General features: G+C 54.0%; 1 pseudogene. It reads right to left on the reverse strand.

The window, feature by feature from the left end:
• Positions 1–188 (reverse strand): annotated as a pseudogene (locus HX773_RS25435) (ACP phosphodiesterase); the annotation flags it as partial.
• Positions 189–415 lie beyond the last annotated feature (227 nt).

A 415-nucleotide genomic window follows, 5' to 3' on the forward strand; every position in this document is an offset into this window, starting at 1 on the left:
GACAACGCCTGGTCCACCAGGGGATGCCGGTCGGTGAACACATCGATGCGCCGATGCAACTGGATCGCCGCCTCGATGGAGGGCGTGAATTGCCCGTCGACACGCCCCTTGACGAAATCGCCGTAGAGACTGCCGAGCAGTTGTTCCGGGCGCTGGCCGCCCAGATGGAGGTGTGCGAGATAATTCATGCCAAGCAGCTTAGCACCTTCGCCGTCTATATCGTTATAACCCGATATAGCGATTTATGCTGGAATCAGATCGAAATCATATTGGTATATCGTGAAGTAGCGATTTATATTTCGCCCCATCGCGATATACCGTTTTACCACCCTGAGACACTGCCATGACCATCGACCTCGACGAAATAATAAAAGCGCTGGCACACCCAGTACGCCGAGACATCCTCAACTGGCTG

The organism is Pantoea sp. B9002 (assembly GCF_013385945.1).
Lineage (GTDB): Bacteria > Pseudomonadota > Gammaproteobacteria > Enterobacterales > Enterobacteriaceae > Pantoea.